This is a genomic window from Bowmanella sp. JS7-9 (assembly GCF_004329715.1).
In the GTDB taxonomy this organism is placed as follows: Bacteria; Pseudomonadota; Gammaproteobacteria; order Enterobacterales; family Alteromonadaceae; genus Pseudobowmanella; species Pseudobowmanella zhangzhouensis.
Genome location: NZ_JXSY01000011.1, coordinates 131,500 through 151,712, shown reverse-complemented (window position 1 = coordinate 151,712; position 20,213 = coordinate 131,500). Strand labels below are relative to the sequence as shown.

Here is a 20,213-nt window from a genome sequence, read left to right as displayed (position 1 = left end):
TTGCAGACTCTGTAAATAAAAATTTTTGTAGTAGAGGTTGAAGTAAAATGAAATTAATCAAAGTTTTAACTGGGCTTGTCAGTAGTTTATTTCTATCTACCTATGCGATTGCTGGTTATATTCCTGTGGGTGTGCAGACAGATGTACAAGCGACAACATTTGACACTTGGGGTTGGACGGCTTGTTATCAAAAAGTCGAAAATACAGCTGACTACACAACTATTTCACAAATATCTTCACGTTGTAACGGCGGATACACCCTGATGGGGCTGTATGATATTGCCAATCAGAGCTATGCAATCCTAGCAGCCGGTGAATCCAATGTGGTGTTTAATCAAACTCCCGGAGTTTTCGGTAGCTACTTAGTCGATGGCTTCAACATCTCCAATGGCGTTAATTGGTATTTGTACGATAATCCGACATCCGTTTACGGAGGATGGGGTTTCTTTTCACCTGATTCAACAGTCAGACCCATTCACTGCGACTATCAGGACCAGGGCAACGTTAATAAATACTCTATGTGTCTGCACATGCGAGATATCGATGGTGCAGGGGACGGTGACTCATCAGATGACTACTATAATGATGTCTATACTTACTTCAATGCGGGACAAATGACATCCGCAGGCACTAATTTCGAAATTCGTTTGTTTACACAAGACATTACTACGAATGATGTTCCTGAGCCGTTTAGTATTGCTCTCGTTTTGTTTGGACTTTTGGGCTTACGTTTTACAACAAAGTCAAAATAAATAGTCATTATTACGAAGCCGGGAATCTCCCGGCTTTTTAATGTCGGCTAACGTCCCAACGTTTAACCAACGATGACTTCCTGCTTACTAACCTTAAACATTAAATAGCTTTCCATCGCTTTAATTAGTGATGCGTCTGGATCGTCTGCACAAAATCGTTGCAAGTGTGGGAGTAAAACCTCTTCGTATTCAGTTGCAGACGCTGGGCTTTTACCATCCAGAAAATACACATTTTTGCCACTGAAATAGCCAGCCATCCAGGCATTAAACAACATACTTTTGTTATCTTCCGCCTGTAAATGTTCGCTGACTTTTGCACAGTTAAAATTCCCCAATCCTATAGCGGATTTTTTAAAATCCTCTGCATTAGCCACTAGCGCACTACATAATGTGAAAAGCGTAAATATAATTCTATTAAACTTTATCATACTGTTTCCTTGTGCTTTCTCTTTACCTGCACGCTATCAAGCAACGAATGTTAGCGTTCGCTAACACTTGTTAATGCATAAAGTACAGGTCAAAAATAAGTCAATCAAAATAATTCCTAAAAGCAAAGTGAATGCTCACTTAATGACGATTTCACGCTTGCTGTTAAGACTAAATATGCTCATCAAGGCCAGCGGTACGTAGACAAAAATGGTCAGATATTTCGAATTTGGATGATCCCCCACTAATATCGCGCTCGCTAACATTGCTGCCGCCCATAAAATAGATTGGGTCACAATTACTTTGGCGCGTTTATAATTATCAGGTGTTTGTTGTTTACCACACTCCAATTCAATTAGTTTATTAAACAGGCGATTTTTTACTTTCTCATTATCCCTTAACAGTGGGTGCTGTCGTATCGAATCTACCGCACAGGTAAATGCCGATTTAGCCGATAACCCTTCTGCAATTCTGCTCTCAATTTCACACATCAGATGATCCTGTAACTCATCAATATGCGCCTCGTCAACCATGTGCTCCCGTTTGAGCAGGCTAACCCATGCCTCAACTGCCTGTTGCAGATTAAAGTCGTTCATTTTATTCCCCTTCTGTCAGGTTAATTAGCACGTCCGATACTGTGTACCAGGCATCGATTGCCTCACCCAGATGTTGTTCACCGGCCGGCAACAGGTGATAGTACTTGCGCTTACGTCCGGTCTCAGCTTCGCCCCAGCGAGCTTCCACAAAACCATTTTTCTCCAGACGATGCAGCACCGGATATAACATGCCTTCGGTCCAATCCAGGATGCCATCAGACTGCATTTTTATCCGACGTTGAATGTCATAGCCGTAACTTGGCCCTTTGCGTAAAACTGCCAGCACTAACATATTGCTGATGGCCGCATTGAGTTCTTTTGAGATCATAATTACCTTGCACTATTAGGTATAAACCTAGATTAGCTAGGTAAAAATTTTTAAACAAGGAAAAATTTGGAGAGATGCATAGAAGTCCTATGCATAATTTGTAACATGATGTTTTTATTAAAATAATTGAGATATTTTACAAACAGCAGGCCTAAGCCTGCTGTTTAAGAGAAAAAACCGCATCTACCGGTAGGTTAAAAAATTGCGCAATTTTTAACGCGATCACCACCGAGGGCGTAAAGCGTCCGGTCTCTACGGTGCTGATGGTTTTGCGTGAAACGCCAATCGCATCGGCCAGTTCCTGCTGGGAAACCTTGTGTTCCAGCCGCAGTTTATGAATGTGATTATCTAATTCGTCGTGCATCGCGAATTACCCCAACCTTTTCCATAATGGCGCATAAGATTGATTAATCTTCATCGGTATCTCTCATTCCTTTTACGATCGTAATGCCCATACTCAGGAACCAGATCGCTGCCAATGTTTGGCAGAATTCGGCGATGCTCATACCCTGAGGTATTAGCCATGAAAGATCATCCAACATTGCAAATGCTAATATCACAAAGCCAAGAATACCCAGGCCCACCCTGTTCGCCAGATCATAGACATGTTGGGAAAACTCATCTTCAAAGGTACCTAACCAAAATGCTTTCGCTTTTATTTTCCCGACAAGCTTAAGATTTTTCACCACTTCATAAATGAGATACATCAACAGACCAATTCCCAAAGCGGTAAACCATGCGTTATCCGGGAGCACCGAGGACTTATCCAAACGATAAAGCGCAATAAATGAACCGAGAGTGACACTCAAGCGCCCGGTACTTTTTAAATAATCAACTTCTGCATCTACCTTGCTCATCAATTTTCCCTTACGTCAAAACGATTGTTAAATATTGAACCTAAGGGTTACAAATGAAACCCTTAGGTTACTATTGATACCCTAGGGTTACAGTTTTGGCAAGTAGAGAGTATAAATTATTTTGTATTGAGTCTTTCGCGAGTAATAAAAAACGCGCCATCTGGCGCGTTTTTATTCAAATTAAGTAATCAGGCTAGAGGGGATTCGACGACGCCACCATCGTGTTGCAGTGGAAACACGATGATGTCCAAATCATCATCTGCCAAACCGGGTAACCATTTTTGCTGCCAGTCCTGTAACGAAATTTTATGCGGACGGCAGTGCGCCCAATCTTCGTTAATCCACTCTTTGACAAACACTTCTGCCGGCCACACCGGCACACAGTCCAGTTCCTCATCCACCAACAATACCGCACCGTCATCGTCGATGAGGGTCCACACTTCGCGATTGGCGGTGACAGACTGGTGATGATATTCGGCACGTTTGTCGGCGTTCATCGCCAGCACTTTCTGAATTTCATCTGCGTTCATAATTACTGCTCCTTTAACGCATTGAAAATAAGGTGAGCATGATGACTGAGGTCCAGCCCCAGATCAGTCAGGTATCCACCATCGGGTTTGTCTATTATGCCCTTATCAAACAAGCGCTGACAGGCCGCTAGCATCGCGGGATCGGCATCATGGTGAACTTTTAAGCCCTGTAAACGGCTATCGGTAGGAAAAGTCAGTAACAATCCGAGCTCGTCGGCAACGTGTTGAGGTAACTGCATGGTGCGTTCCTTCTGGTTAGGATAGGTATCCGACAATCAGTGTAGACCAGTTAATCAGGCTTGCTGAGGGCAGAAAATACCGGTTAACAAACCATAGGGTTTTCACTGATACGACTGTCAGAATACGCCTACCCGGCTAAATTAGACAATTGATAATTTTAGAATTTTTCCTGTAATTCAATGCATTGGCACATAATGGCCATCAAACACCGTCTGCCACTCACCTAGTTCCGCCAGGCGACTTTGCCAGTGCTGGCGCACGCTGCCATCCGGATTAGGCGTCCATCTTATTTTGTGGGTAACAGCATTGCCTTGTTGGTCGGTGCCACTGCCCTGTAACACCATGTCTCCGTTAACCAGTTTACCCTCCAGCAACAACAGCGTACCGGCATTATCAATCCAGGTTTGATGCCATACCTGACGCGACGCATCGTAACTGTTCACACTCAATCCTTTGAATCCGGTGGGGGTGGCGTAACTTTCTTTGATCACACAATGCGTCAGGTCAGCCTCAATGCGATTGGTGCCAACCACCTTCCCACCGGCCAACACCTGCCAGTTGCCTAACCAAAAGTCGAACTCGTGGGCATTACCGTCACAGGCATAGGAACCCGACGATATACAAAACAGGCCGGTTATCAGCAGCTTACTCAATGGCTTCATCAAGCTTTCCTCGAATCAACAGGGCGTCACAGGTATACTAGCGGCAGTTTATCCCGCTGCGAATATCCTGCGCCGGGCAACCCAACGACACGACCAATGGGTAACAATGAAATACAACGACTTACGCGACTTTATTAGCCAGTTAGAAAAACGCGGCCTGCTGAAACGTGTGACGCAGGAAATCGATCCCGTGCTGGAAATGACCGAGATCTCTGACCGCACCTTGCGCGCCGGCGGCCCGGCAATTTTATTTGAGAATCCCAAAGGGCATAGCATGCCCGTGCTGGCGAATTTATTCGGCACGCCGGAACGGGTCGCGTTGGGCATGGGTCAGGAATCCGTCGAAGCGCTGCGAGAAGTGGGTAAGCTGCTGGCGATGTTGAAAGAACCCGAGCCACCAAAAGGCTTTAAAGACGCCTGGGAAAAGCTGCCGGTATTTAAACAGGTACTCAACATGTCGCCGAAAGTAGTCAAAAAGGCCGCGTGTCAGGAAGTGGTGTTAAGCGGTGACGACGTGGATCTGACTCAATTGCCGATTCAAACCTGCTGGCCAGGCGATGTGGCACCACTGATTACCTGGGGTCTGACGGTTACCCGCGGCCCTAACAAAGCACGTCAGAATTTGGGGATTTACCGTCAGCAATTGTTAGGTAAGAACAGACTGATTATGCGCTGGTTATCCCACCGCGGTGGCGCACTGGATTTTCGTGAGTGGTGCCAGCAACATCCGGGTCAACCTTATCCTGTCGCAGTTGCCTTAGGCGCTGATCCAGCCACTATCTTAGGTGCGGTTACCCCCGTTCCGGATACATTATCCGAATATGCCTTCGCGGGCTTATTGCGTGGCGATAAAACAGAGGTTGTACAGTGTGTGAGCAATGACTTACAAGTCCCTGCCAGCGCTGAAATCGTGTTGGAAGGGTATATCGCTCAGGACGAATCTGCGCCAGAAGGGCCGTACGGCGATCACACCGGTTATTACAACGAAGTGGATAATTTCCCGGTATTTACCGTGACCCACATTACCCATCGTAAACAGCCTATTTACCACAGCACCTATACTGGCCGGCCACCGGATGAACCTGCCATTCTGGGTGTGGCCCTGAATGAAGTGTTTGTACCGATTTTGCAGAAGCAATTCCCGGAAATCGTGGATTTTTATCTGCCACCGGAAGGCTGCTCCTATCGCCTCGCCGTGGTGACCATGAAGAAACAGTATCCAGGTCATGCCAAGCGCGTGATGATGGGCGTGTGGTCTTTCCTGCGTCAGTTTATGTATACCAAGTTTGTGATTGTATGCGATGACGATGTGAATGCCCGGGATTGGCAAGATGTAATCTGGGCAATTACCACGCGGATGGATCCTGCACGGGATACTGCGCTGATAGAAAATACCCCGATTGACTACCTGGACTTCGCCTCACCAGTATCTGGCCTGGGCTCTAAAATGGGGATGGATGCCACCAATAAATGGCCGGGTGAAACAGATCGCGAATGGGGTGAGCCGATCGTGATGTCGGACGAAATTAAACAACGAATTGACGCAATCTGGGACGACCTCGGCTTGCTGGATAACCAATAGAAATAACTCAGATGACTGAAATACGCTGTAAACTGCAACACCTGGAACCCTTAACTGACGCCGTGCAGAAAGTCGTACTGCGGCCAGAAACGCCGATGCCGTTTATGCACGGCCAATACCTGCGGGTTGTGATGGGTGCCGACGACCGTCGCCCGTTCTCCATTGCCAATACCCCCGACGATGACACGCTGGAATTACACATTGGCGCAACGCCGGACAACGCCTATGCGTGGGCGGTGCTGGAAGCGATCAAAAGCAATCAGGGTTGCAGCATCGACGGACCTCATGGCAACGCCCATTTGCGCACTGACAAAACCATGCCAAGCATTTTGCTGGCTGGCGGCACCGGCTATTCCTATGTGCATTCGGTGTTACAAGGTTTGTTGAAACACAATGGCAAAGAGCCGGTTTTCCTGTACTGGGGCGTACGTCACGCCGCTGATTTGTACGATATGGAAAATCTGCTGGCACTACAAACCACCCACAAACACCTGCGGATCATTCCCGTGGTGGAGTTTGCCGACGCAGATTGGCAAGGCCGCACAGGACGGGTACACGAAGCCGTCGAAGCGGATTTCACCAGTCTCGAGCCATATCGTGTTTATGTGGCCGGGCGCTTTGAAATGGCTGGGGTAGCCCGTGAAGCCTTCCGTGAAAAAGGCCTGCTCAGTGACAATCTGTTTGGTGATGCCTACGCGTTTATCTGAACAGGCTAATAGCCGCGCTGGCGATCAATCAGGTGCTTAAGCGGCTGGTTGTTCATCAGCGCATGATAGTTTTCAATGATCTGCGCCGCCACCGCGTTGATATCGGTCAGACTGGCGCAGTGCGGAGTGATCAAGATATCCGGATGCTGCCAGAATGGATGGCCGGCCGGTAATGGCTCCTGACTAAACACATCCAGCGCAGCGGCAGATAACTGCCCACTGGCAAGTGCACTGAGTAAATCCGCTTCAACCAGATGCGGTCCACGCCCCACATTAATCAATACCGCGCCTTGTGGTAACTGTGCAAACAACTGGCGTTCGAGGATACCTTCAGTAACTGGGGTGAGTGGCAGGCAATTGATCAACACCTGACAGCGCGGTAAAAAGTGCTCCAGTTCGGTTGCGCCAAAACAGCTTACATTTGGTATGCCTTTTCTGGTATGTGACCACCCACTTACATTAAAACCATTACCTGAAAAACCCTCTGCAATAACACGACCGACCTCACCTAAGCCCATTACCCCCACCGAGGTTTTCGCCATCATACTATGCCGGCGTGGTTGCCATAATGCCTGCTGTTGTTGCCGGCGGTAATGATGCAGATCCCGTGTAAAATACAAGGTGGTGGCCAGGGCGTATTCAAACATAGCTTGTCCCAATGTGGGTTCCACCAGCCTGCCGATTGCCACCGTGTCAGGGATCGTCTCATCTTGCAGCAAAAAATCGACCCCAGCGCCCATGCTATAAATGGCTTTGAGATTAGGAAACCGGGCGCACACATTGGCGTCGGGTTTCCAGCACAGCAGCATAGTAACCTCATCAGGGTTTTGAATGTCTGGCACAGCTGCGGCGGGGATATGCGGGGTGAGAGCGTTTAACCAGGGCTGATAGCGATTGTCATGTCGGGCGATGGCAAGCATCAATTCTCATCCAACAGCCAGCTTATACCTGCGTCGCGGTCTTCAAAATTGCGTAATTGCACATCCAACTGACTGAATACCTGCTCAATCATCGTTTGACGGTAGTCTTCACTATTAACCACTCTTGCAACTTTAAAGTCTTTAATCAGGTCAGCCAGTCGGTGAGAAACGTCTACTACGCTGGCCGATGAATACGCCAAATCGGATTGGCAAAAATCCAGTAACAAACGGGTAATCTTATGGGTGTTACCGATAAAGGTAAAAACCTGATACAAAGCAATCACGTCCTGAGAGTTCAATAAACCCTGCACAGTGGCGCGTAGCAGATTCTGCTCGGTATCGACGTCTATCTGGTATTGCAAAGCCTGCATAATATTCCCGAAGGCCCGGTAATGATGGTTATTACTCTACTGCACTTGGCGCTAATCTCAAGCGCTACCCCGCCCAAACGCACCTAAGAACAGACAGAAATCCATTGCCCACCCGTCAGGCTGGCTAACTGCGCAGGAGAAAGTGGCATCACACAGTGAGGTGTTCCTGCCGCGGCCCAGATAAGCGGATATTGCTGTAGCGTTTCATCCAAATAAAGCGCAACTGGTGTCAAATGGGCGCACGGCGCGACACCGCCGATGGCAAATCCTGTTGTTTTGCGCACGAAGTCAGCATCCGCCTTGACCAGATTCAACTGATAACGCGTTGCCATATAGCCGATATCCACCTGATGACTGCCACTGACCACCAACATCACCGCCTTTTGCGTATTTTCATCTTTGAAGATCAATGATTTGGCAATATGTTCGACCCGGCACCCCAACGCATCCGCCGCTTCCTGCGCGCTGCGGGTAGACGCGTCGAGTTGCTGAATCTGGCTATCGATACCTGCCTGATGCAACGCAACGTGTACGCGCAAGGCGGCGTCCGGTAATTGACTCATAAGGTACCTTTGCGGCGATAAGTCGCCATTTTCCGATTGAACTGCTTTTCCACTGCCAGCATATCCTGCCAGCTTTGTTTGCTATTTTTCGTCAGCGCTTCGCTCATCACGGTATAAAGGCTCAGACGCAGCGTTTCAGTCACCTTTTGTTCGGCATACAGGGCATGCTCTGGCGGGTACATGGTACGGAAACGATCAAAATTATGCCGCGCTTCAGTCAGGGTAAGCCCATGATTTGGCCCGCCCAGATAGACATCTGCATCCTCATTGTCCTGACCATCATCTTCCCAAAAACAGATGGCGCAAATCTCATAACTGCCCCGGCGAGTCAGGGTTGGCATAAAACAACAGGGGCACAGAAAACGGTCACGTACTTTCACCCCGCGCGGCGCGGTTTCACGCCATTTGGCATATTCAATTAACCACGCAATGCTCATAGCGCTTTTACCAGCGGTAATATCTGCCGGAACACCGGGGCATGACTATCGCCTATCAGCTCATAGATGGCCATCTCCACGCTGGTTAATTCGGCACCGGCACGTAGCATTTTTTCCAGCGCCAGATCACGGTTTGCGGACTCCCGGGAGGAACATACATCACTCACCAACTGCACCTTTTTACCCAGCTTAAGTAAGTCTGATACCGTCTGATACACACAGATATGCGTCTCAATCCCGCACACCAGCCACTGTGTGATGCCACTGGACTTTATCGCATGCAGGATTTCCTCATCCCCCAAGGCGCTGAAGGTATGCTTGGCAAAAATCGGGGCGTACAACAGATTGGCAATCTCAGGGACAGTCTCACCTAACTTTTCTGGTGTTTGCTGGACGGTGATAACCGGTAAATCCAATAATTGTGCGACCTTAATCAGGGTAGCGGTGCGCTGAATCACCTGATGGCTGTTGACCACCAACTCGGCCAGCCGCCCCTGAATATCAATTACCAGCACCCCACAATTCGCTGCCTGTAACATTTGCATCTCCACTTGCGTTTGCCCTTCAATCACTTTACTTCTATCTATACAACTTGCCCAGCACAAGGACTTTGTGATGAAAAACCTGTTCGGCCAACAGTTTATCCTCCATCAGTGGGAACGTTTTCGCGCTAGCTACTGGTTTATTCCCGTGTGTCTGATGCTAATTTCCTGTAGTAGTGCATTCGTTTTTATCAGTCTGATTGACCGCCCCGACTTACCTGACTGGGTGCAAACCATCGCACCGATGATTGAACAGGACGCCGCGCGGCAACTGCTCTCGACGCTGGCGTCGTCGATTATTACCGCCACATCCATCGCGTTCTCCATGACCATCGTGGCGCTCACTATGGCCTCGGCACAATTTGGCCCACGGTTATTGCGCACGTTTATGCTGGACAAGGGCACACAGTGGATTCTGGGTATTTTGTTATCCAGCTTTTTGTTTTGCCTGATTGCCACCCATCAACTGGACAGTTTCGCCGAATTTGCTGACGCGCGTTCCTTGTTAGTTGCCACTGCCATGCTGGCAATGATCATCGATATATTCGGCATGATTTACTTCCTGCACCATATCGCCAGGTTTATTCAGGCAGATCAGGTAATTTACCGTAGCTACCGCGAGTTTATTGGCAATATCAATCACTTATTTCCGCAGCCTGCGGCGAAATCAACGATTCGTGTTATCGCAGACAGCTTGCCTCAGCCGACGGAATTTCAGCATGCTGTGTTTGCCGCCGATTGTGGCTACGTGGAATATATAGATTATGAATGCCTGCTACAGACGCACCCTGACCTGATTGCAGGCATCGAAGTGTTTGCCCGCAGTGGTGACCATATTTTTACCGGCCATCGCCTGATGACCATTCATGCCAATCTGCCAGTAAGTGATGCCCATCTGGCAGACTTTGCCAAACAGATTCGCGTTGGCACAAATCGTACGCCGATTCAGGATGTGGAATTTGCGATTTCACAGCTGGTTGAACTGGCACTACGCGCGCTGTCCCCTGGCATTAACGACCCTTACAGTGCGATGGCGTGCCTGGATAAGCTCACCAGCGCCTGTGCCGCCATCGGCCAACTGGAATTTCCCGCCCAAAGCATCGTAGACACCCAGTCCAATAGCTGGTTGAAACGGCGGACATTCACCCTCGAAGGCGTGATCAATACCGCGTATGACCAGATTCGACAGGCCAGTGTCTGTCATGTGGCAATGATAATTTACCAGTTACAGTCGCTGTACTCGTTAAGGAAAGCCATGCCTGACACAGTGCAGCCGCTTATCAGCGCCCACTGTGATGCCATTTTTCAGCTCACGGACCAACAGGACTTTTGTGGCAAAGACCGCCGCGATATTGAAGAAGCCTACGCGCTAGCCCGCTAATCAGCGCGGGCTACTGCTGTTCCGAGTAAATTAATTTGCTGGTGTCGAAACCAAGCTCAGCAGCCGTTTGCTGAAAATGCGCCAGCAACTCGGGGCTAACCGTTGGCGTGCGGGCCAGAAACCACAAGTATTCCCGATCCGGACCAGATACGAAGGCATACTGATAGTTCAGGTGATCCAGTTCAAACACCACATAAGCACCATAGAACGGACCAAAGAAAGACACTTTCAAATGGCCAATTTGGTTATCCTCCACAAAATACGCTTTACCTTCCGCCTGCTGCCATTTTCCGGCATCGGTGTCATAACCACGGTTAATGACTTTTACACCACCATCTTCGCGCAGACTGTAATTGGCCGTCACCTGATTCAGGCCATCCTCAAAACTATGGGGCATGCGGGCGATTTCATACCAGGTGCCTAAATAGCGCTCCAGATTAAATGGCGAGACCGGCTTGATCCCCTCGGGCACGCCGGTACAGGCTGACAACAAGATTAATCCAATCGCTATGCAAAGTTGGCGCATCATGACCTCCTTTATTAATTTGATGAACTCATACGTTAACGACCCGCCATTAGATTTACTGCCTCCCAACAAATTTGCCACCAATTAAACAAAATAACCGTATTTCATTGGGTTACGGCGTTGCGATATGCTGACGCCTGCATAATGGCAGTGCTGGTTTTGATAAACTGGCAGAGCAACCAACAATTAAAAACAACAGGAAGTGACATTCGTGCGGGTATTTTTCAGCTATCTCATCATCGTTTTTGCTGCTGGCTGCGCATCTCGTCAGCAAGCTCTGCAGGACGCGGCAGGCACCCCATTGACTGATCTCAACATCGTTCGTCAGGAGATTCCGGCACCCTTAGTGCAAGCCTGCGATAACCCTTATTTCCTGCCAAACGACTTAATGTGTGTGAGTATTTTCAGCGAAATCCGTGAATTAGATTTATTGCTGCCTGCAGATTTCGACGCGCCGAAGGGTGTCAAAGACGATAGCTTGCTCAACAAGGGCTCTGACACACTGGCGCAAGCTTCAGTGGATGCGGTAAAACGCACGGCATCCGATATCATTCCTTTCCGCAGTTGGATTCGGAAATTGACCGGTGCACAGCGTCACTCAGATCTGGTAAAGCGCGCCATATTAGCCGGCAATGTTCGTAGAGCATTTCTCAAGGGAGTGGCATCAGCTCAACGCTGCTATGTTGAGCCGCCACAGGAAAACTCAGTGCCCTCTGCCCTCGTTGATAATTAATGGTTCTGTTTGTATGCCCGGTCTTGTGCCGCTGAGTCTGAATCCATTGGCAAGATTGCCATCGTGACAATCAAGTCCCTGGCGAATACACCCTTCGAGTATCTGCTGCATAATCTGCGGATGCCAGGCATTAAACCAGTCTCCGTGTAATGACATTCCACCGGGATTAAGCTCGTCAACCTGGTAGGAATCAGACGCAAATCGCCAACCTTTGCTACTTTGCGTGACCGGCTCATAAACATCCGGTTTAACACCAAATGCATAGTGAAAACTAACGCGGACCAGCGGGATTGGATGGGAAGAGGGGCAGGTCAGTGTCCTGTCGCCTCCCTCGCTCACCGGGTATGCCATATGACTTTTGTGATCTGCTGAATCCAGGTCTGCTCCATTCCAACAACTGGGGAAAAACACATCCATTCTGACACGGTCTGGCGCGACACATTCAGGGATACTGCTACTCCAGCGTGGATTGGTAGCGTCATTGGACTCCCAGGACTGACAGTGCCATCGCACGATAGCAGTATCCTGTTCATTGCCCGGCTTACCCATGTGGTCACCGGCAATCATTTTTAAGCCGACGGGAATGGGCTGAATCGATGAAAGATCAGACACGCCCGCCGAATAATAAAAAATCTCATGTGCTTCCTCATCGTTGCCCACAACGGCAGGTACCGCTTTCCATGCCGGTTCGCCCTGTGAGTCAATAACCCGATCACCTGATATCGGATCATAATCAGGCGCAAGCAGGGCTGGCACCCAATAGGCAGAACGATTGAGAAAATTCCCCTGACAACTGGACTCACCGAGGGTAAAAAGCGTCTCCGTCGTGCTATTTTCGTCGGTTAATGTGTTGCCATAAAAGTGGTGCAGATGCGCTGCATTACTCTGATTAGGAAACACAATGGGATCGTTATATGCACCATGGGAAAAGTCACAATTTATCCTGAAAATGCCGCGCCAGCTCAATGGGTCGGCTGGTTCAGGATGAATGCCTGTGACGATTACATCCTCAGGTACCTGACCGACAAACACATCGTCTACCGACCACTGATACTCCTGCCCTTGCCCGGCTACGCCGTTATCGTCGACAGCTCGCACAGTAAACGAATGGGGACCTTTTTCCAGCGGATATATCAATTCAGGACTGTTGCACAGATAGGGAGACTCATCGTCCAATTGGCACTCGAACTGATTTGTGTGGATGGAGCTAAACCCAAAGCGTACATAGGCTTGCTGGGTCTGCGTCCCGGGTACGTCAACAAAAGTTGGGGCGGCAAGAAGTGTGTCGCCGGCGCTGTCTTTGATGGCACTTTGGGTATCCTCACCTGCACATCCAGCAAGGTAAATGACGGTTAAAAGTCCGCATAGTCTGTATTGACCTGACATCATTTCTGTCTCTCTTATTCAACATCAAACAACCTGTGCCGTTAAGTGTAAAAAGAGATATGTCAGTTGCGGTCAATGCAATGTAAATGTTCTGTAAAGGTCAATCAGCGACCGGGTTCGTGAGCGACATAGTGAGGTAAATCAGCGTCAAGCTCTTCCCAGTTGGCTTTGGACGTGACGAAATTATGTGACATGGGGCGTTCGCAAATATCACTATCGAGACTGCCGATACGCAAACGATAACGCTCCGGAGAGTTGGGATTGGCGCTGTAAATGGGCGTGCCACAGTGACGACAGAAGTACTTACGCGTGCCAGCTTTGCTTTCAAAAAATGTTAGCGTGTTTTGCTTGTCTGTCAGGGCAAAATCTTGAGCCTGAATAAAGCCATTGGTGGCATAGGCACTACCGGTCGCTTTGCGGCAAAGCGAGCAGTGGCAGTGAATAATATTGCTAATCGCACCTTGCAGCGTATAGGTGAGTGAACCGCATAAACAACTTCCACTGTACATTTAGATTTTTCTCTATTTTATCAATCGCTTACATATATGGATAGAATGCCACGCATCAACAGGCATGTCCGCATTGATCCAACATTATTCACATCGCGCCGCTTTAGTCAGTCACAACCAGCTTATATTCCAGCGTGCCAGTTAGCTGTGTGCTGGCATGAACAGCAATAAAATATTGTTCGCCAGGGATCAGATAGGGGCGGCTAAACACATGGCCGTTGGCCTCAGGCACAGCAGTAGTATCGAGCAACACCCGGTTGTGATCGTAGAGCGCTAAATACATTTGATCTCCCTGGTACCAGGGTTGCAAACAATCATCCGGGGTTTCACACAGATAAATAAGAATGGACGCATCACCATCCACAATAAACGCGTACATATCGGCCTGATCAGTGTTTGCATCCAGTGAGCCCCGAATCAATACACCAGAACTGGCACGCAAAATAAATGGCTGAGCTTGATCAAATGTGGAGTTGGGCTCTTTATCTGTCAGGCTGCTGGTCGTCCAGTTTGCCGCAATAAAATTATCATCAATGATGCCATTGGCAGGATCTACAGCAGGCAAGTTAGGGTCATCTGCACACACCACTTCACGAGTGCACTGGCCGCTATACCACGCCAGTGTGAAAGAAATACCAAACGGATCAGTAAAGGCGGAGCTGGGGCAATAATAGATACTCGTTTGGGTACAAACCTTCGGCGGCTCTGCCTCGGTACCCTCTTCGCCACCACAACCCAATAAAGAAAACAGCAACATTAGCAGGACGAACGAACGCAATATTTTGCTCATTTTCACCGCTCCCGTTTTTACATCCTTAGCAGGGAGTATAGCGCTGTGGCATCACAAGATGACTACTGAGTGCCAAGTGACTGGAGTTGTACACAGTTAAGATTGCGCAGTGACCCCGACACAACCTGCGCAATATGCTCTTTGAGCCAAAGTGGGCCCTGATCGGTCAGTTCGTTATGTTTAGCACCGGCTATGGTAAGCACACAGGCATCAAATCGGGCTTTCTCCGACTCACTCAGCAACACACCCTCATCGGCCGGGAAGTCGCTGGCGCGTATCGATAACACCCTGATATTTTTATTTCGTGGCAACGGTACACGTCGGTGATCCAGTGTAATCAGGGCACTCACCAGTTCGGGATGCGCGTTGGCGAACCAGGCAGATATATCGCCGCCATTGGAGTGGCCAACCAGAGTCAGACGGGAAAAATCAAAGCCGGGCAGTTGGGTTTGCAGTGCTTGCTGCACAAACTCCAGCGTTACCGCTCCGCGCTGCCAGTTTTCACGACGGGTCTCAAATAAATTACCCTGCACGGACAGGGGAGGATCCTGGGCTAATTCGTGGCCAATGGCGACGACCAGATACCCGGCCCGGTTCAGCACCTCAGCCACAAAGCGGTACTCGGTATGGGCCACGCCATAGCCGGCGCTGAGCAAGGCCACCGGGCATGGATGCGTTGCCAAACAGTCATTCGCATTCGCCGGATAATATAATTCGATGGGGATTTGTCGTTGGCGACTGGCATCAAACAGGGTTGTGGCCGTACCTATGGCGGGATATAAAACCCACGCAAGCAGACAACACCGGAAAAAATTTAGCAGTCCCATCGAAGACATTCCATGCAGTAACATTAACGCTCGGAATATATCATAAAAATCAATACGTTAATGACTTTTGCCAGAACACGGCGCTACCAGCCGTAGGATCCAGTTCATACCCGGCAAAGCCATACTTTTGATAGGCAGATTTAGCCACATGATTATTACTCAGGACCTCCAGCGTGATCTTGCAGCACTCTCGTTGACGGGCCAGCTCTTCGACTTTCGCCAGCAATTTTTGGCTCACACCCAGCCCACGGAATTCTGCACGCACACAAATATCGTGGATGTTAATCAAAGGCTTACACGCAAATGTTGAGAATCCTTCAAAGCAATTAGCCAGCCCTGCTGGCTCACCATTCACATAAGCAAGTACGCTGAATGCATGAGGTAAGGCCTGAAGTCGTGTTACCAGATTCTGCATGACCTGTTCGGTTAAGGGCGTGCCACCGCCCATCGGGTCGCAAGCGTATGCATTTAGCAGCAGTGGAATATGTTGCCGATGGCGCTCGTTGTTGTAGTCCGCCTGAGTCACCTGTATATCCATCGTCATCTTTGCTCACTAGATTCTTTTTCGTTACCTAACAAGGCATTTTTGCGCTCCTCGGTATATTCCCACCAAACTTTTGGTGCTTCACCGTGCATAAAGCGGGTAACGGAAATAAACACATCGATGACACAGGGGTCGTGGCGCTGCCTTGTTATTACACATAGCTGTTCATACATCTGGTAAGGATCTCGCCCGAGCAAATCCTGTGGGCTGTTGATACCCAATAAGACCAGATCTGCTGCCCCTGCCTTTCCTATATTAGGCAGGTCGGTGAGCTTGCGGGTGGTGTCACGAACCACTTTATCCGGATGCATGATATTCCTTAACTTGCCTGGCTGAATGACATTAGCGGCGATTGGTTATAGCAGATTGTCGCCGAGGGTTTCATCGATGATGACATACTGCCCCGGTGAGACGCTAATTGGCGCCGGAAACCCCTTGCCCAACACTTTGCGTCCGTCGCGGTTTTCGCCCTCAGCATTGTCGAAACCGGCATTCACCACCTGCTGAAAATGTTCGATGGATTGCCACACCACAGTGTTGATGTAGCGAATAGCGCCGTCCGGCTCCCGCTGCAGCGCGCGATAAAAGGTGGAACTGACAAAGCCCGCCTGCTGGCTAAAATACGCCACGTAATCATGACGAATGTCTTCGGCCATCTGTTCCATACCGGCAGGTACGGTAATCGTATTAATCACACTGATGTGCTGCATGCGTCCCTCTCCCTTGTTCATCCTTCTGACACCACACTATTGTGCCAGTCAGTGCAAAGTAAAACAGAATACTTGCGGCCACATCAACTATGTAGATCCCAAACGTAACTAATGATGTGGCAGCAATAAAAAACCCGGCCGAAGCCGGGTTTTCTAATTTGGATTTGAACGTATTTTTACGTCGGGAAATTGCGGTCTGACAAGGCGTTGTGCGCGTCGCGTAGTTAATCCTACATGAGCGAAACAGTGAGCGCATTAATATCCGGTTAACGTTGTCTGGGTGCGAGGACATGACGGTATCGTTAGGAATGAACTTGCAGATAGCCTAGCGACTGAAGCGTTATCGTGACTCAATATGCAAGTTTATATGTTTACAAAATAAATTAATAATCGCCCTCTTTTGTTGAATTTTCATTAATGAGGGCGTATTGAGTATAGGTTCAGTTAATATCGCTACATTTCAATACAATAGGGAAGACAATGTATTCAATTAAACGTTGGAGCTTAAATAGTCCGCTTGAGGAAAAAATAACACAAAAAGAATATGTCGAGTTAAAAAATGCTAAAGAGACCCTGTCTTCTGGACTTGCAATGGAAGAAAAATATGAAATCCTAATTTCTAACTATTTAGATTTTGAGAAAGAATGCCTCAATCAAATGACAGACTATATGATGAGATCAGATTTTATTTATGAAAGAAGTTTCCAAACTAGGCTGACTTTAAACACTCGTTTTGTAAACCTCCTAACATCTGCACGACTTTATGTAGATCAAATTCGTCAACATGTGGGAGCATGTGCAGAAGATAGCGAATTTGCTAAGACCGAAATCAAAACCCTAATGGCTTCGATGTACGATTCAATATTTGAATATCGCTTTATGGAAGCTATTCGCAACTTTGTGCAACATAGAGGCTTAGCTATACACAAAATTAGCTACAATGGAAAATGGACATCAATCAATGAACCTGATTCTGAATTAGAGTATAGAATTTTGATATCAGCCATGAAATCAAAACTTAGCGGAGATAGCGCGTTCAAAAAAGGGGTATATAACGATATGCCAGATGAGGTGAATATATCTGAGGCTACTAGAGTGTATATTGCCGCACTCAATCAAATTCACTCTAGAGCAAGAGAGTTAACAAACCAAAACCTCACCATAGCTAGAAGCATGATTTCAGATGTTATCGACAAATATAAACCTGCCAAAGAGGAAGATAACTTTGGCATTGAGGCAATTCATTTTACGAATGGTACTGAGACCTTAGAGGTGCTTGAAAGGCTTCCACTGATGTTAGAGTGGGACGACATGAGATTAGCGCTTTATAAAAAAAATAAGAATATCTCAAACCTTAGGAAATGGGTTGTGACAAGTAGCCTAAATCACTAATGCTAACCTTTGATCTAGAATCGAAGTAAGTCATGAAAAAATAGCCTTCGTGCAACTTAAACGTCGACCTAATTACTGAACCTCCGTATACAAAGAGCTTGCATTAAAAAAGGCGCTGAGTGTTAACCCAACGCCTTCTTTTAGTACTTCAGAGTGTCTTCAAAAGTGTCTACATTTCTGTCTACTATTGACTACGCATGCCGCGTAAATCATTGATTTTTAAAGACTAGCTCTTTGGTTGGTGGCTTACATCATGCCGCCCATTCCGCCCATACCACCCATATCCGGGGCAGCTGGTGCTTCTTTAGGAATTTCTGCAACCATGGCTTCAGTAGTAATCATCAAAGAAGCGATAGACGCAGCGAATTGCAGCGCACTACGGGTTACTTTAGTTGGATCCAGGATACCCATTTCCAGCATGTCACCGTAGGTGTCGTTACCCGCGTTGTAACCGAAGTTACCTTCACCACCTTTAACCGCGTTTACAACAACAGATGCTTCAGCACCGGCGTTAGACGCGATTTGACGCAGAGGCGCTTCCATCGCACGCAGAGCCAGTTTGATACCGTGAGTCTGGTCTTCGTTGTCACCGGTCAGGTCAACCAGTTTAGAGGCAGCACGTACCAGTGCTACACCACCACCAGCAACCACGCCTTCTTCAACCGCAGCACGGGTAGCGTGCAGGGCGTCTTCTACGCGGTCTTTCTTCTCTTTCATTTCTACTTCGGTCGCAGCGCCGACTTTGATTACTGCTACACCACCAGACAGTTTCGCCAGACGCTCCTGCAGTTTTTCTTTGTCGTAATCAGAGGTTGATTCTTCAATCTGACCTTTGATTTGCGCACAACGGCCTTTAATCGCGTCTTCTTCACCAGCGCCATCAACGATAGTGGTGTTGTCTTTGTTGATAACAACACGCTTAGCAGTACCTAAGTCTTCCAGCTGAGCTTTTTCAAGCTCCAGACCGATTTCTTCAGAAATAACCGTACCACCAGTCAATACAGCGATGTCTTGCAGCATAGCTTTACGACGGTCACCGAAACCTGGGGCTTTCACCGCAGCCGTTTTCACGATACCGCGCATGTTGTTCACAACCAGGGTTGCCAACGCTTCGCCTTCAACGTCTTCTGCGATAATAACCAGTGGCTTACCGGCTTTGGCTACGCCTTCCAGTACTGGCAGTAATTCGCGGATGTTTGAAATTTTCTTGTCAACCAACAGGATGAATGGATTATCCAGCTCAACGGTGCCATTTTCCTGATTATTAATGAAGTACGGAGACAGGTAACCACGGTCGAACTGCATACCTTCTACAACATCCAGCTCGTTCTGCAGCGCCTGACCTTCTTCAACGGTAATTACGCCTTCTTTACCTACTTTCTCCATTGCATTGGCAATGATTTCGCCAATTTCAGAGTCAGAGTTGGCAGAGATGGTACCTACCTGCGCGATCGCTTTGCTATCAGCACAAGGTACTGACAGTGCTTTCAGTTCAGCCACGGCTGCAATAACCGCTTTATCGATACCGCGCTTCAGATCCATCGGGTTCATACCCGCAGCCACAGACTTCAGACCTTCTACGATGATGGCCTGTGCCAGTACGGTTGCAGTAGTAGTACCGTCACCCGCTTCATCGTTGGCTTTAGACGCAACTTCTTTAACCATCTGTGCGCCCATGTTTTCGAACTTGTCTTCCAGCTCGATTTCTTTGGCAACAGACACACCATCTTTAGTGATAGTCGGTGAACCGAATGACTTATCCAGTACCACGTTACGGCCTTTAGGGCCCAGGGTAACTTTTACAGCGTTGGCCAGGATGTTTACGCCTTTCAGCATCTTTGTGCGGGCGTCATCACCAAAACGTACTTCTTTTGCTGACATAATTGATTTCCTCTTGAGATT

28 protein-coding genes and 1 pseudogene are annotated in these 20,213 nt (G+C 48.2%); 7 read left to right on the top strand and 22 right to left on the bottom strand.

What is annotated here, in order from left to right; all coding sequences use genetic code 11:
* The first annotated feature begins 47 nt into the window (after nt 1-47).
* Nucleotides 48-752: a hypothetical protein gene (locus TK45_RS06165; protein WP_131257765.1), complete on the top strand. Its 705-nt coding sequence runs from the start codon at nt 48-50 to the stop codon at nt 750-752.
* Between the two features lie 62 nt (nt 753-814).
* Here TK45_RS06165 and TK45_RS06160 read toward each other — a convergent pair whose 3' ends face one another.
* The 8 genes from TK45_RS06160 to TK45_RS06125 all read right to left on the bottom strand — a co-directional run bounded on the left by TK45_RS06160 (nt 815) and on the right by TK45_RS06125 (nt 4,391).
* Nucleotides 815-1,180 (bottom strand): hypothetical protein, encoded by a 366-nt coding sequence (locus TK45_RS06160; RefSeq protein WP_131257764.1) that lies wholly within the window; start codon nt 1,178-1,180, stop codon nt 815-817.
* A 135-nt stretch (nt 1,181-1,315) separates the two neighbouring features.
* Nucleotides 1,316-1,774, bottom strand: coding sequence for a hypothetical protein (locus TK45_RS06155; protein ID WP_131257763.1), 459 nt, complete (start codon nt 1,772-1,774; stop codon nt 1,316-1,318).
* 1 nt (nt 1,775) lies between these two features.
* Nucleotides 1,776-2,102 carry a PadR family transcriptional regulator gene (locus TK45_RS06150; RefSeq protein WP_131257762.1) on the bottom strand — a complete coding sequence of 109 codons (327 nt, stop codon included), beginning with the start codon at nt 2,100-2,102 and terminating at the stop codon, nt 1,776-1,778.
* 151 nt (nt 2,103-2,253) lie between these two features.
* Entirely contained in the window at nt 2,254-2,466 is a 213-nt protein-coding gene (locus TK45_RS06145; RefSeq protein WP_131257761.1) for a helix-turn-helix transcriptional regulator, read from the bottom strand.
* A 43-nt stretch (nt 2,467-2,509) separates the two neighbouring features.
* A complete protein-coding gene (locus TK45_RS06140) occupies nt 2,510-2,959 on the bottom strand; it encodes a hypothetical protein (protein WP_131257760.1) in 450 nt (149 codons plus the stop codon).
* Between the two features lie 188 nt (nt 2,960-3,147).
* On the bottom strand, nt 3,148-3,489 hold the full coding sequence (locus tag TK45_RS06135; protein ID WP_131257759.1) for a DUF2750 domain-containing protein: 342 nt from the start codon (nt 3,487-3,489) through the stop codon (nt 3,148-3,150).
* A 2-nt stretch (nt 3,490-3,491) separates the two neighbouring features.
* Complete coding sequence (locus TK45_RS06130; RefSeq protein ID WP_131257758.1) at nt 3,492-3,728, bottom strand: TIGR02647 family protein; 237 nt, start codon at nt 3,726-3,728, stop codon at nt 3,492-3,494.
* Between the two features lie 177 nt (nt 3,729-3,905).
* Complete coding sequence (locus TK45_RS06125) at nt 3,906-4,391, bottom strand: DUF1579 domain-containing protein (RefSeq protein WP_131257757.1); 486 nt, start codon at nt 4,389-4,391, stop codon at nt 3,906-3,908.
* A gap of 106 nt (nt 4,392-4,497) precedes the next feature.
* Here TK45_RS06125 and ubiD point away from each other — a divergent pair, with 106 nt between their 5' ends.
* Both ubiD and fre read left to right on the top strand, forming a co-directional pair.
* The gene (ubiD, locus tag TK45_RS06120) at nt 4,498-5,973 is read left to right on the top strand and encodes a 4-hydroxy-3-polyprenylbenzoate decarboxylase (RefSeq protein WP_131257756.1); all 1,476 of its coding nucleotides are present in this window, start codon (nt 4,498-4,500) and stop codon (nt 5,971-5,973) included.
* An 11-nt stretch (nt 5,974-5,984) separates the two neighbouring features.
* Nucleotides 5,985-6,680, top strand: a complete 696-nt coding sequence (gene fre, locus TK45_RS06115) for an NAD(P)H-flavin reductase (RefSeq protein ID WP_131257755.1) — start codon at nt 5,985-5,987, stop codon at nt 6,678-6,680.
* Nucleotides 6,681-6,685: 5 nt separating this feature from the next.
* On the opposite strand, the gene TK45_RS06110 is transcribed toward fre, so the two are convergent.
* From TK45_RS06110 to TK45_RS06090, 5 genes are all read right to left on the bottom strand, one after another.
* Nucleotides 6,686-7,600, bottom strand: coding sequence for a glyoxylate/hydroxypyruvate reductase A (locus tag TK45_RS06110; protein WP_131257754.1), 915 nt, complete (start codon nt 7,598-7,600; stop codon nt 6,686-6,688).
* Nucleotides 7,600-7,971: a hypothetical protein gene (locus TK45_RS06105; RefSeq protein ID WP_131257753.1), complete on the bottom strand. Its 372-nt coding sequence runs from the start codon at nt 7,969-7,971 to the stop codon at nt 7,600-7,602. Before TK45_RS06105 ends, TK45_RS06110 begins: the two co-directional genes overlap by 1 nt.
* Nucleotides 7,972-8,054: 83 nt before the next feature.
* Nucleotides 8,055-8,534, bottom strand: a complete 480-nt coding sequence (locus TK45_RS06100) for a YbaK/EbsC family protein (RefSeq protein ID WP_131257752.1) — start codon at nt 8,532-8,534, stop codon at nt 8,055-8,057.
* Nucleotides 8,531-8,971 carry a CPCC family cysteine-rich protein gene (locus TK45_RS06095; RefSeq protein WP_131257751.1) on the bottom strand — a complete coding sequence of 147 codons (441 nt, stop codon included), beginning with the start codon at nt 8,969-8,971 and terminating at the stop codon, nt 8,531-8,533. The genes TK45_RS06100 and TK45_RS06095 overlap by 4 nt, the downstream gene beginning before the upstream one ends.
* The gene (locus tag TK45_RS06090) at nt 8,968-9,510 is read right to left on the bottom strand and encodes an isochorismatase family protein (RefSeq protein WP_131257750.1); all 543 of its coding nucleotides are present in this window, start codon (nt 9,508-9,510) and stop codon (nt 8,968-8,970) included. Before TK45_RS06090 ends, TK45_RS06095 begins: the two co-directional genes overlap by 4 nt.
* 76 nt (nt 9,511-9,586) lie before the next feature.
* Here TK45_RS06090 and TK45_RS06085 point away from each other — a divergent pair, with 76 nt between their 5' ends.
* Nucleotides 9,587-10,894, top strand: coding sequence for a DUF2254 domain-containing protein (locus tag TK45_RS06085; RefSeq protein ID WP_131257749.1), 1,308 nt, complete (start codon nt 9,587-9,589; stop codon nt 10,892-10,894).
* A 10-nt stretch (nt 10,895-10,904) separates the two neighbouring features.
* On the opposite strand, the gene TK45_RS06080 is transcribed toward TK45_RS06085, so the two are convergent.
* Entirely contained in the window at nt 10,905-11,420 is a 516-nt protein-coding gene (locus TK45_RS06080; RefSeq protein ID WP_131257748.1) for a lipocalin family protein, read from the bottom strand.
* Nucleotides 11,421-11,631: 211 nt separating this feature from the next.
* Here TK45_RS06080 and TK45_RS06075 point away from each other — a divergent pair, with 211 nt between their 5' ends.
* Nucleotides 11,632-12,153 (top strand): hypothetical protein, encoded by a 522-nt coding sequence (locus TK45_RS06075; protein ID WP_217350811.1) that lies wholly within the window; start codon nt 11,632-11,634, stop codon nt 12,151-12,153.
* Here TK45_RS06075 and TK45_RS06070 read toward each other — a convergent pair.
* The 7 genes from TK45_RS06070 to TK45_RS06040 all read right to left on the bottom strand — a co-directional run bounded on the left by TK45_RS06070 (nt 12,124) and on the right by TK45_RS06040 (nt 16,919).
* Entirely contained in the window at nt 12,124-13,542 is a 1,419-nt protein-coding gene (locus TK45_RS06070) for a DUF1996 domain-containing protein (protein ID WP_217350810.1), read from the bottom strand. The two genes, TK45_RS06075 and TK45_RS06070, sit on opposite strands and share 30 nt — an antisense overlap.
* 101 nt (nt 13,543-13,643) lie before the next feature.
* A complete protein-coding gene (locus tag TK45_RS06065) occupies nt 13,644-14,048 on the bottom strand; it encodes a GFA family protein (protein ID WP_131257747.1) in 405 nt (134 codons plus the stop codon).
* A gap of 103 nt (nt 14,049-14,151) precedes the next feature.
* Complete coding sequence (locus TK45_RS06060; protein ID WP_131257746.1) at nt 14,152-14,838, bottom strand: hypothetical protein; 687 nt, start codon at nt 14,836-14,838, stop codon at nt 14,152-14,154.
* A 62-nt stretch (nt 14,839-14,900) separates the two neighbouring features.
* Nucleotides 14,901-15,665: an alpha/beta hydrolase gene (locus TK45_RS06055; protein WP_131257745.1), complete on the bottom strand. Its 765-nt coding sequence runs from the start codon at nt 15,663-15,665 to the stop codon at nt 14,901-14,903.
* Nucleotides 15,666-15,714: 49 nt separating this feature from the next.
* Entirely contained in the window at nt 15,715-16,209 is a 495-nt protein-coding gene (locus TK45_RS06050; RefSeq protein WP_371414261.1) for a GNAT family N-acetyltransferase, read from the bottom strand.
* Nucleotides 16,206-16,520 (bottom strand): helix-hairpin-helix domain-containing protein, encoded by a 315-nt coding sequence (locus TK45_RS06045; RefSeq protein WP_131257744.1) that lies wholly within the window; start codon nt 16,518-16,520, stop codon nt 16,206-16,208. The genes TK45_RS06050 and TK45_RS06045 overlap by 4 nt, the downstream gene beginning before the upstream one ends.
* 45 nt (nt 16,521-16,565) lie before the next feature.
* Entirely contained in the window at nt 16,566-16,919 is a 354-nt protein-coding gene (locus tag TK45_RS06040) for an antibiotic biosynthesis monooxygenase (protein ID WP_131257743.1), read from the bottom strand.
* Nucleotides 16,920-17,196: 277 nt separating this feature from the next.
* On the opposite strand from TK45_RS06040, the pseudogene TK45_RS16460 reads away from it, so the two are divergent.
* Both TK45_RS16460 and TK45_RS06030 read left to right on the top strand, forming a co-directional pair.
* Nucleotides 17,197-17,268: pseudogene (locus TK45_RS16460) on the top strand (hypothetical protein); the annotation flags it as partial.
* A gap of 131 nt (nt 17,269-17,399) precedes the next feature.
* A complete protein-coding gene (locus TK45_RS06030; RefSeq protein WP_131257742.1) occupies nt 17,400-18,311 on the top strand; it encodes a hypothetical protein in 912 nt (303 codons plus the stop codon).
* Nucleotides 18,312-18,557: 246 nt separating this feature from the next.
* Here TK45_RS06030 and groL read toward each other — a convergent pair whose 3' ends face one another.
* Nucleotides 18,558-20,192 (bottom strand): chaperonin GroEL, encoded by a 1,635-nt coding sequence (gene groL, locus TK45_RS06025; protein WP_131257741.1) that lies wholly within the window; start codon nt 20,190-20,192, stop codon nt 18,558-18,560.
* Nucleotides 20,193-20,213 lie beyond the last annotated feature (21 nt).

Bases quoted from the DNA above. Each gene is read 5' to 3' on its own strand.
- TK45_RS06110 (WP_131257754.1), bottom strand. From the start codon at position 7,600: ATGCTTGCCATCGCCCGACATGACAATCGCTATCAGCCCTGGTTAAAC.
- TK45_RS06040 (WP_131257743.1), bottom strand. From the start codon at position 16,919: ATGCAGCACATCAGTGTGATTAATACGATTACCGTACCTGCCGGTATG.
- TK45_RS06155 (WP_131257763.1), bottom strand. From the start codon at position 1,774: ATGAACGACTTTAATCTGCAACAGGCAGTTGAGGCATGGGTTAGCCTG.
- TK45_RS06125 (WP_131257757.1), bottom strand. From the start codon at position 4,391: ATGAAGCCATTGAGTAAGCTGCTGATAACCGGCCTGTTTTGTATATCG.
- TK45_RS06080 (WP_131257748.1), bottom strand. From the start codon at position 11,420: ATGCGCCAACTTTGCATAGCGATTGGATTAATCTTGTTGTCAGCCTGT.
- TK45_RS06090 (WP_131257750.1), bottom strand. From the start codon at position 9,510: ATGTTACAGGCAGCGAATTGTGGGGTGCTGGTAATTGATATTCAGGGG.
- groL (WP_131257741.1), bottom strand. From the start codon at position 20,192: ATGTCAGCAAAAGAAGTACGTTTTGGTGATGACGCCCGCACAAAGATG.
- fre (WP_131257755.1), top strand. From the start codon at position 5,985: ATGACTGAAATACGCTGTAAACTGCAACACCTGGAACCCTTAACTGAC.
- TK45_RS06045 (WP_131257744.1), bottom strand. From the start codon at position 16,520: ATGCATCCGGATAAAGTGGTTCGTGACACCACCCGCAAGCTCACCGAC.
- TK45_RS06060 (WP_131257746.1), bottom strand. From the start codon at position 14,838: ATGAGCAAAATATTGCGTTCGTTCGTCCTGCTAATGTTGCTGTTTTCT.
- TK45_RS06055 (WP_131257745.1), bottom strand. From the start codon at position 15,665: ATGGGACTGCTAAATTTTTTCCGGTGTTGTCTGCTTGCGTGGGTTTTA.
- TK45_RS06150 (WP_131257762.1), bottom strand. From the start codon at position 2,102: ATGATCTCAAAAGAACTCAATGCGGCCATCAGCAATATGTTAGTGCTG.
- TK45_RS06065 (WP_131257747.1), bottom strand. From the start codon at position 14,048: ATGTACAGTGGAAGTTGTTTATGCGGTTCACTCACCTATACGCTGCAA.
- TK45_RS06085 (WP_131257749.1), top strand. From the start codon at position 9,587: ATGAAAAACCTGTTCGGCCAACAGTTTATCCTCCATCAGTGGGAACGT.
- TK45_RS06050 (WP_371414261.1), bottom strand. From the start codon at position 16,209: ATGACGATGGATATACAGGTGACTCAGGCGGACTACAACAACGAGCGC.
- TK45_RS06070 (WP_217350810.1), bottom strand. From the start codon at position 13,542: ATGATGTCAGGTCAATACAGACTATGCGGACTTTTAACCGTCATTTAC.
- TK45_RS06165 (WP_131257765.1), top strand. From the start codon at position 48: ATGAAATTAATCAAAGTTTTAACTGGGCTTGTCAGTAGTTTATTTCTA.
- TK45_RS06130 (WP_131257758.1), bottom strand. From the start codon at position 3,728: ATGCAGTTACCTCAACACGTTGCCGACGAGCTCGGATTGTTACTGACT.
- TK45_RS06105 (WP_131257753.1), bottom strand. From the start codon at position 7,971: ATGCAGGCTTTGCAATACCAGATAGACGTCGATACCGAGCAGAATCTG.
- TK45_RS06135 (WP_131257759.1), bottom strand. From the start codon at position 3,489: ATGAACGCAGATGAAATTCAGAAAGTGCTGGCGATGAACGCCGACAAA.
- ubiD (WP_131257756.1), top strand. From the start codon at position 4,498: ATGAAATACAACGACTTACGCGACTTTATTAGCCAGTTAGAAAAACGC.
- TK45_RS06160 (WP_131257764.1), bottom strand. From the start codon at position 1,180: ATGATAAAGTTTAATAGAATTATATTTACGCTTTTCACATTATGTAGT.
- TK45_RS06100 (WP_131257752.1), bottom strand. From the start codon at position 8,534: ATGAGTCAATTACCGGACGCCGCCTTGCGCGTACACGTTGCGTTGCAT.
- TK45_RS06140 (WP_131257760.1), bottom strand. From the start codon at position 2,959: ATGAGCAAGGTAGATGCAGAAGTTGATTATTTAAAAAGTACCGGGCGC.
- TK45_RS06145 (WP_131257761.1), bottom strand. From the start codon at position 2,466: ATGCACGACGAATTAGATAATCACATTCATAAACTGCGGCTGGAACAC.
- TK45_RS06030 (WP_131257742.1), top strand. From the start codon at position 17,400: ATGTATTCAATTAAACGTTGGAGCTTAAATAGTCCGCTTGAGGAAAAA.
- TK45_RS06095 (WP_131257751.1), bottom strand. From the start codon at position 8,971: ATGAGCATTGCGTGGTTAATTGAATATGCCAAATGGCGTGAAACCGCG.